Below are 8,346 nucleotides of genomic sequence, written 5' to 3'. Positions count from 1 at the left end.
CATCAGCGCGGCGCTTTAGTTCGCGCCACGCCCCCCCCCCCGCATCATCGCGCAACCCACTTCAGTACCCCATGCAACTCGGACTCATCAACTCCGCCTGGGTGCAAGCCGGGCAGCCGACCGACTTCGGCCTCCGCAAAACCAAGGAACTCGGCTTCGACACGGTCGATATCTTCATCGATCCCCTCGAAGCCGACGTCCGCGAGCAAATGCTCGTCAAACGGGAATGCGATCGCCTCGGCCTGCCGATTGTCTCGCTGGCCTGCGTGGCCGTCGGCTTGATCGACTTCAATCGCCCAGTGCGCGACTTTCATCTGCACCGCGTGGAAAAATATCTCGACCTCGCGTATGCGTATGCGGCCCGCAACGTGCTGCTCGTGATCGGCGAATACATCTGGAATCGCGAAGTGATTCCGCCGGCCGAGCAATGGCGCTGGGGCGTCGAAGGCGTGCGCAAACTCGGCGAACGCGCCGGCGAGCTCGATCTGGAAATCGTGCTGGAATTGGAGCCATTCCCGCTCTCGCTGGTGCGCGACATCGACACGATGTGCCAATTCCTCGACGACGTGAACCTGCCAAACGTCAAAGCCAATATCGATATCTCGCACCTCGTTCTCTCCCAGGTGAAACCGGAAGAACTGCGCCGCCTGAAAGGCCGCGCCGGCCACGTCCACATCTCCGACTGCGACGGCAAAGTCCACGGCGACCTCCCGCCAGGGCGCGGCGTCGTACCGTTCCGCCCGTACTTGGAGGAAATCAAAGCGCTCAACATCGACGGCGCGATCTCGATCGAACTGGAATATTCGCCGGACCCAGCAAAAATCGTCGACTGGGTCGAAGAAGCGTACCGCGAAACGGACAAACTGCTCGCGGAAGTGGGACTGCGAGGAAAATGATGAATGATGATTGATGAACATCGAGCGCATAAGCCCAGGGAAGGCCCTCAACACCCCACCATCACTCAAGCACCACCGGAGGCCTTCCCTGGGATTCGACGTCGCAGCGCGCTATCGCCGCTTTGATCTCCTCAACCACCACCGCATCCCCTTCAACTTCCAACCGCTGCAGTAGCAGCCCAACACCCGCGCCACCAACTTGTCCTAGCGCCCAAGCGCTCGCCCCGCGCACCAACTCCTCCGCATCGCGCAATCCCAGCGTCAGCGCCGTTAACGATTCCTCTTCGCGCTGATTCCCCAACACGATCGCCGCATTGCGCAACAGCCCGCGCCGCTTTGCGCGCCACAGCGGCGTTGCGCGAAACTGTTCCCGAAACTGCGCATCGCTCCAGCCAAACATCTCCCGCAACTGCGCCGGATTGAACCCAGCACGTGGCTGAAACGCCTCGATCGTCGACAGCGGAGCGCGGTGGTTCCAGGGACACACCTCCTGGCAGATGTCGCAGCCGAAGAGCCATTCCCCCATTGGTCCGCGCAACGCCGGTTCGATTGCACCGCGCAGTTCGATTGTCAAATAGCTGATGCACTTCCGGCTATCAAGCACATACGGCGCGACGAACGCCCCCGTCGGACAGGCGTCCAAACATGCGGTACACGTCCCGCAATGATCCGTCGCCGTCGGCGCGTCATACTCCAACTCAACGTCCACCAACAGCGCCGCCAGAAAAAACCAGCTTCCCTGCGCGCGATTCAACAGCAAGGTGTTCTTGCCGATCCACCCCAACCCCGCGAGCTGCGCGAACTCCTTTTCCAGCAGCGGCGCCGTATCGACCACGCCCCGTGCCCCAACCTCCGGCGCCCATTCCTTGATCTGCGAAATCAACCGCTTCAGCCGGTCGTGGATCACGTCGTGGTAGTCGGTTCCCCAGGCGTACCGCGCCACGCGGCCGCTCCCCTCCGCGGCATCCGCCGGTTCCTCGGTCCGGTAGTTCATCGCCAGCATCAAAATACTGCGCGCCCCCTCCAGCACCCGCCCCGGGTCGGCGTAGGCCTCTCGTCTACCTGCCAGGTAGGTCATTTCTCCCGCGTAGCCGGCGGAAAGCCAGTCGCGCAAACGTGTTACGCCCTCGGCCGGCGTCACCGCTGGGCAAGCCCCGGCCAGCGAAAACCCCAGTTCCCGCGCGGCCGTTTTCAGGCGTTCGGTTAACTCCCAGCGGTCCATCGCGAATCCCGTCCGGCCAGCCGGTTTTGAGGGTTGTCAGCCAGCCGAGTCGGATTAGCCTGAAATGATAGGGGATTCACTGGCTGAATTACTTCCCGAGCTTGAAACCACGAGAGAGGTCGCGAAATGAAACGCACTGGCATGATGTTCTTGGTCGCGCTGGCCGTGAGCGCGCCGGCGGCCTCGGCGGTCGCACAAGGCTGCGGCTGGGGCGGCTACTACGGCGGATACTCGTTGTACTCCCGCGAGTCCATTCCGTACTACGCCCAGAATCCGCCGGTCTATTATAGCTACCCGGTCCCGCGCACCTACGGCTGGAGCCCGTACGCCTATCCGCCGGGCACCATGACTCCGGAACTGGACCTGCCGGTCGCCCCCGCGCCGACCACGTACCGCAATCCGTTCTACAAGCCGGAAGGCAAGACGGAGAGCACGGCCTCGACCGAAACCCAAGGCAGCACCGCCGCGCTGCGGATCATCAATCCGTTCATCGCCGACGCCGCCGACCGCCCCGCCGCCAAACTGGCGAAGGTCGTCACGACCAAGTAACCGAACGAACCGGCAACCGAGAGACCAAGCAAGAAAGTACTCTTCTCCGCCGACCGAGCGTCATCGGGTGGATGATCCGCCCATGACGCTCGTTTCGTTTTGCGACAGCGCTTTCGTAGGTCAGGCACGCACTTTCGTAGGTCAGGCACCGCGGTCGAAGGAATTCGATCACGCACGAAGGCCGCCGTCGCCACGTCCCAAGCGGCAGCCAAGGACGTGCCTGACAAAGGCCGCTCCGTCACCGTGTCAGGCACGCCTCTCGCAAACGTCTCGGATGCTGGATAGAATTACAAGAGCGCCGCGCTCTCGGCTTCGACCGCTGTGGCCGCCGTACGAGGCTTACTTGTCTTCGTGTCCATCAGCCACGGCAAATAAATGGTGGCGGAAGAACGCCGACTTCGACGATGGTTTCAGCTTCGCTTGCGAAGCCTACTGATCATCTTCGCATTGCTTTGCATCGGCCTCGCATGGATTGCCAGCGAACGTCGGCATTCCGCGCGCCAATTGGAGGTCGTCGAACAACTCCGGCCCTTCGACTTCGACATTCAATTGGGCGGAAAGTACGACTCACTGGACCGATTCTACAACAAAGAGCCACAGGGTCGGTGGCGCCGTATGGCGCGAAGCCTGCTTGGCGAGCACGTGATTGTGGCGAACTGCTACGAGTACTCTTTCACGGATGCTTCCATACTCAGCGAACTGACCGATTTGAAGGAACTTAGTTTGGTCGGTACCGGAGTGTCCGATATTCGTCCATTGTCAGGTCTTTGCAAATTGACGGCTCTCGATCTCGGCGACACAGACGTGGTTGACGTTTCGCCCCTTGCAACACTCACAAGAATAGAAGTCCTGAGCGTAACGAGAACCCAAGTGAGTGACGTTTCGCCGCTTGCTGGCCTCAAACACCTCGACGACCTGTGGCTAAACGAATGCCGCGTGATGGACTTTTCGCCGCTGTTCGGTCTCAAGAATCTCACACTACTTGAAATTGATAACAACGAACCTCCAATCAGCGACGACCAGCTGTCTCGGCTGCGAAAGGCTCTGCCGAATTGTTCGGTCTCTGAGTAGGGCCTTGGACGCAAGGTTGAGAATTCGCCGCAACGTCGACCGGGTCACCAGCCGCCGTAGGTCAGGCTTTCCAGCCTGACGTGCCGCGCGCCTGACGTCGATCGTAGCCCCTGTCAGGCTGGAAAGCCTGACCTACACCGAAGTCGCACTATCCAGCGCACTTGAAATCAGCCGCCCCCCCGCCCCAAAATCAATCCACGCGACAAGTACACGAAAGGCCGCGAGGTTTCGCAGCCTCTCTGGGGCGAGACGTTGGTAGGCATCGAGGTCCGTCGGTCGCGCAAGCATTGGCGATCCAGCGCGGCGCACGTGCCTGGGAAACTTCCGCGAGCGTTCCGGCGCTCCGACCACTTGCAGCGGTCTTCAAGACTCGAAGGGCCCGCCGCCGCAAGCACGAAGTTGCTCACGCAGCGCAGGCAACGTGCGTCACGCCCCGCCAGTGCTGCGCAATCCGCACGGACCCACGCCCGCCATCTCAACACCATGACCGCTGCGTGCGCACAACCTTTCGGTCGCATTCGGTCGTCGGCGCACTAAACCCGCGCCGTTGCCTGCGGAAAAAAATTCGAGCAAGAAGCCCGACAGGACCGGTCCAACTTCCGCGCACCATCTCAATCCAATCCAACAACCCCAATTCCCTCTCCTACTCTCCTTCGTCCTTACTCTCCTCCAGCGGTGACCGACTGACTGGCCTGCTAGAATCGAGGGCATGTCGGAGAACCCCTACCAGTCGCCCGCCAGCCCGCCGGCCCGTTCATCAATTGATCGGCTTGCCATGCCGTCCGCGGCCGCTCGGGTAGTTTCCATGATTCTCATTTGCTTAGGAACGGCGTTCACCGCGCTCGCGTTGCTGATCGTATCGGAACTCGTTCGCTTAAAGCTCGGCGCTATTTCCATCTTCGAAGAACCCCCGTACCAACCTGGATGGCTGTCATCTCCAGCACTTTGGCGACGGCGCTGATCGGAACTGGAATTCTCATTCGACGAACGAGCTCGCGGAAAAGAACGCAGCTCCTGGAGCGATCCTAGAATTCCCGTTGGCGCTCCGGCCACTTGCACCACTGCCGCACATCTCGCCCAGCTTGCCTTGCTTCGCCCCGTGCTTCGCGGGTAATCTACCGCGCCTCTCACTCCGGCCTGCCGAGGTCGAGTGCCGGGCGGCTCTCGTCGATACCTATCATTACGCTCGATTTCCTCTCCGCCGGCGTTTCGTGCATGGATGCCAAAACGCAATTATCGCCCTGTACGCGCGTCCGCCGTTCTGCGGCGTTCGCGGCGGGCTGTGCACTGGCAATTTCGATCGGCTGCCGCCTTCCGTGCTACGACGGGCCTTCCGCCAAGAACGTGTTGGCCAGCCGGCAACTGGTCCAGCAAGGCATGCGGGAAATAGAACGGGGCGAATGGAAGGGGGCGGAACAGCACTTCGCCACGGCCGTCAAGCAATGTCCGGCCGATCACGAGGCCCATCGACTCTACGCCGAGACCCTCTGGAAAGCTGGGCGGCAACAGGAAGCCCTGGTCGAAATCAACGAAGCCCTGCGGATCGCTGGCGACGATGAACAATCGCTCGTCCGACACGCCGAAATGCGGTTGGCCCGGTCGGAATTCGAGCAGGCGTTGGACGCCGCCCGTCGGGCCTTGGACGTCAATCCGCAGTCCGCGGACGCTTGGGCGGTCCGGGGAAAAATCTGGCAAACCAGCGGAGATTTGAGCCGCGCCGCCGCCGACTTCCATCAATCGCTCGGCATAGAACCAGCACGCCGCGACGCCCTCGTCGCCCTGGCCGAGATTTATCGCTGCCAAAGCGAACCGCAACGGGCGCTCGCCAACTTGCGGGCCTTGGCGGAAACCTATCCCGTCGATGAGGTTCCCAGAGAAGTTTTGGAGCAGCAGGCCCAAGCGCTCTTGGCGCTCAATCGACCGGCGGACGCTGCGGAGCAGCTTGCCGTGGCCTGTCGGCGGGGAGCGCCGGCGTTACCGCTGTGGCTGGCCATGGCGGATTGCCAATTGCAGGCCGGACAAACCCAGGCCGCGCTGGTCACACTGGACCAGGCTCAGGCCTTCTGGCCCGGCTCGCCGGAGGTCGCCCAACAAGCGGCGAACCTCAACCGGAACCCGCGGACTTTGCTGACATCGCGCCCGTAGACGACGAACCGAGCTATTCTTCGACCTGCACCATCGTGCGGCCCATGTAGTAGCCGCATTTCGGGCAGACCACGTGGGACGGAACCGCCGTGCTGCACTGCGGGCAGAAATGCAGTTGCTTCGGCGTCTTGAAGTCATGCGCCCGGCGGGACCCGGTGCGGGCATTCGATTGCTTGCGTTTGGGTACGGCCATGGCTCGAGATTCCTGCTTTTCGCGACTGCGGAAAGCCCCTCATCATAAAGTCGCCGCCCAAGCTGTCAACCGGAGTGCGTTGCCGGCAAGGACGTTCATTGACCCGGATGCACGCGGAAAAAAAGCCGTTCCAGGGAACGGCATCGCCGCGGAACGTGCGTTGACCAGCACCGTGAAACGACTAAGATATGGTTCTTCGTCAGATTTCGGGGCGTAGCTCAGCCTGGCTAGAGCGCTACGTTCGGGACGTAGAGGTCGCACGTTCAAATCGTGTCGCCCCGATTTACAGAACCGAAGATCCTCTCTTCGGTCGTTCGTAGGTGGATTTCACCTGAATTCAGCGGGCATTCTGTCCGCTTTCCGCGCTGGACCTTGTCGAACCGCAGGTCGATTCGGCTCACCAATTGGCGGAAGACCTCGCGACGGCGGGCCGGTTCGGCTTTGGCCATATCCTCGCCCAGTCGCCACAGGCGGCTAACCGCGGCCTCCACTTGGGCGTCCGTGTCATTGGCCTTGGTACTCGCCTTTGCCAGTTTCAGTTGGTCAGCAAGGTGGTCTCGCTGACGTTTCATGGCCGATAACTTCCCGCCGATCAAGTCGAGAAGTTCAGCTGGTGCTCGCAGGAAGTTTTCGGCGGCCCGATCGATTTCCCGGTTTAACTCGGCCAACTGCTTGCGGAGGCCGTCTGAGCCATTGTTCGCCTGATTACGTCGCTCGTTAATCTGCTGCCGTAGGGCGACACGTAGACGCTCTAGATTGCGTTCTGTGAGCACGGTCGTCTGAAGCTTGCGAACGACCACGTCGACCAATTTGTCCTGTAGGACGCCGTGGCAGCCGCACCCGGACGGGTTGTTTTTGCCGGCCCGGCAATAGGTCGAGCAGGTGTACTTAGGGTACGAATGTCCCTTCGCCTTGAGCGTGCTGCCATGCATCTTGCAGCCGCACTGGGCGCAGAACACGAGTCCAGAGAGCAGGTAAGCGTCGCCGTTTTCCTTGGTGTGCGTCCGATAGGCCGCGCCGGGCGTATTGCGCCGACGATCCACGATCTTCGCTTGGACCCGCTCGAACAGTTCCTCGTCGATGAGCGCCTCGTGAGCGCCCTCGACAACGATCCATGCCTCGCGGGGGTTGGCGACCGCGTGGGGTTTGCCAGCCGGTGAGAGCGTCACTTCGCCACGGTCGCGTTCACGCACTTGGCCCGCGGCAACGCTGTGGTATTTGCCCTCGCGGCGCTTGGCCCCCGTGAACGTGCCTGTGTAGTTGTGGTTTTCCAGGATGGCCTTGATCGAGGCGGCGTACCACGGCCCGCCGGTTGGTCCAGGAACTCCCCTGGCGTTGAGTTGATCGGTAAGACTGCGGAGGCCGGTGTCTGTATCGGCGTATTGCTGAAATAGCCAGCGGACGATCGCCACCTTGCTCGGGTCGTCCGAGAGCACCAACGTCGTACGCCAGCCGCGAGGCTTGCTGAACTTTTCGCTGGTGCGAACCCGCTGGCGATGTTCGCCGCGTTCATCGACCAGCATGCGGTCGTAGCCGTACGGCGCTGCCTGACCACAAAGAAAGCCTTCCTTGGCAATCCCGGAGAGTGAGCGTGCCACGTTCCGGGAGAGATCCGTCAAAAAGGAGTGTTTGCCTTCGGCATGCAGGGCGTTCATGATTCGACCGGTGAAGCAGTCCCAGTCGACCACGCCTTCCGCAACGGTCACCAGCTTCACTCCCGCTTGCCGCAGCGGATGAATCCAGCGTCCGGCTTCGATGCTGTCGAAGCGCCCAAACCGCGAATAGTCCCAGCAGAGAATCACTTCGAAGTCCCGGCTCGACGTCGCCGCCTTGTGCATCGCCAAGAACTCAAGTCGGCGCTCGGTCGCGTCGCCGCTGATTCCGCTATCGGTATACCAGCGGAGGATGCGGTAGCCGTGCTGTTGGGCATACGCTTCGATTTCCCTGCGCTGATCCTCCAGCGAGCGCTCCTGCCGATTCGTGCTGCGGCGAAGATACGCGACGGCGGGAATGGTGGGTTGGCTAACCATCTGCATCTCGGGTTACCATAGGGTGTTTCGAGGCCGGAAACTCGTCCACATTGGAAACGGTGCTTGCCAGCAGTTGCAAGGCGTCATTCGCAGTGAAAGAACCAACGAAAGCATCGTCGATTTCTTGGGCCATCGACGCGCTGGGGTCGCTGATTCTACCGTATTCTGCGGAAAAGGTTGAGAGGCGCACTGGACGCCCTCACTTGTGCATCGCGGCATGTTAGACGGACGTTTGTCCAA

The 8,346-nt window shown here is 61.4% G+C and carries 7 protein-coding genes and 1 tRNA gene; 5 read left to right on the top strand and 3 right to left on the bottom strand.

Annotated elements, in window-relative coordinates; genetic code table 11:
- The first annotated feature begins 71 nt into the window (after positions 1-71).
- Positions 72-896, top strand: a complete 825-nt coding sequence (locus tag SGJ19_18655) for a sugar phosphate isomerase/epimerase (GenBank protein ID MDZ4782271.1) — start codon at positions 72-74, stop codon at positions 894-896.
- A 61-nt stretch (positions 897-957) separates the two neighbouring features.
- Here the strand turns inward: SGJ19_18655 and queG are convergent, their stop codons facing one another.
- Positions 958-2,118 carry a tRNA epoxyqueuosine(34) reductase QueG gene (gene queG, locus SGJ19_18650; protein ID MDZ4782270.1) on the bottom strand — a complete coding sequence of 387 codons (1,161 nt, stop codon included), beginning with the start codon at positions 2,116-2,118 and terminating at the stop codon, positions 958-960.
- A gap of 126 nt (positions 2,119-2,244) precedes the next feature.
- On the opposite strand from queG, the gene SGJ19_18645 reads away from it, so the two are divergent.
- The 3 genes from SGJ19_18645 (at position 2,245) to SGJ19_18635 (ending at position 5,883) form a co-directional block, all read left to right on the top strand.
- The gene (locus SGJ19_18645; GenBank protein MDZ4782269.1) at positions 2,245-2,667 is read left to right on the top strand and encodes a hypothetical protein; all 423 of its coding nucleotides are present in this window, start codon (positions 2,245-2,247) and stop codon (positions 2,665-2,667) included.
- Positions 2,668-3,042: 375 nt separating this feature from the next.
- Positions 3,043-3,738 (top strand): hypothetical protein, encoded by a 696-nt coding sequence (locus SGJ19_18640; GenBank protein MDZ4782268.1) that lies wholly within the window; start codon positions 3,043-3,045, stop codon positions 3,736-3,738.
- 1,215 nt (positions 3,739-4,953) lie between these two features.
- On the top strand, positions 4,954-5,883 hold the full coding sequence (locus SGJ19_18635) for a tetratricopeptide repeat protein (protein MDZ4782267.1): 930 nt from the start codon (positions 4,954-4,956) through the stop codon (positions 5,881-5,883).
- 13 nt (positions 5,884-5,896) lie between these two features.
- Here SGJ19_18635 and rpmF read toward each other — a convergent pair whose 3' ends face one another.
- Positions 5,897-6,076 (bottom strand): 50S ribosomal protein L32, encoded by a 180-nt coding sequence (gene rpmF / locus SGJ19_18630; GenBank protein ID MDZ4782266.1) that lies wholly within the window; start codon positions 6,074-6,076, stop codon positions 5,897-5,899.
- A 207-nt stretch (positions 6,077-6,283) separates the two neighbouring features.
- On the opposite strand from rpmF, the gene SGJ19_18625 reads away from it, so the two are divergent.
- Positions 6,284-6,358, top strand: a tRNA-Pro gene (locus tag SGJ19_18625).
- Here the strand turns inward: SGJ19_18625 and SGJ19_18620 are convergent.
- On the bottom strand, positions 6,340-8,106 hold the full coding sequence (locus tag SGJ19_18620; protein ID MDZ4782265.1) for a recombinase family protein: 1,767 nt from the start codon (positions 8,104-8,106) through the stop codon (positions 6,340-6,342). The genes SGJ19_18625 and SGJ19_18620 overlap by 19 nt on opposite strands.
- Between the last annotated feature and the right edge of the window lie 240 nt (positions 8,107-8,346).

Source organism: Planctomycetia bacterium, from assembly GCA_034440135.1.
Taxonomy (GTDB): domain Bacteria; phylum Planctomycetota; class Planctomycetia; order Pirellulales; family JALHLM01; genus JALHLM01.
This window is presented reverse-complemented; position numbering and strand designations above follow the sequence as displayed.

Excerpts from the sequence above, each read along its gene's own strand:
- SGJ19_18640 (MDZ4782268.1), top strand. The coding sequence starts at position 3,043 with ATGGTGGCGGAAGAACGCCGACTTCGACGATGGTTTCAGCTTCGCTTG.
- rpmF (MDZ4782266.1), bottom strand. The coding sequence starts at position 6,076 with ATGGCCGTACCCAAACGCAAGCAATCGAATGCCCGCACCGGGTCCCGC.
- SGJ19_18620 (MDZ4782265.1), bottom strand. The coding sequence starts at position 8,106 with ATGGTTAGCCAACCCACCATTCCCGCCGTCGCGTATCTTCGCCGCAGC.
- SGJ19_18655 (MDZ4782271.1), top strand. The coding sequence starts at position 72 with ATGCAACTCGGACTCATCAACTCCGCCTGGGTGCAAGCCGGGCAGCCG.
- SGJ19_18645 (MDZ4782269.1), top strand. The coding sequence starts at position 2,245 with ATGAAACGCACTGGCATGATGTTCTTGGTCGCGCTGGCCGTGAGCGCG.
- queG (MDZ4782270.1), bottom strand. The coding sequence starts at position 2,118 with ATGGACCGCTGGGAGTTAACCGAACGCCTGAAAACGGCCGCGCGGGAA.
- SGJ19_18635 (MDZ4782267.1), top strand. The coding sequence starts at position 4,954 with ATGGATGCCAAAACGCAATTATCGCCCTGTACGCGCGTCCGCCGTTCT.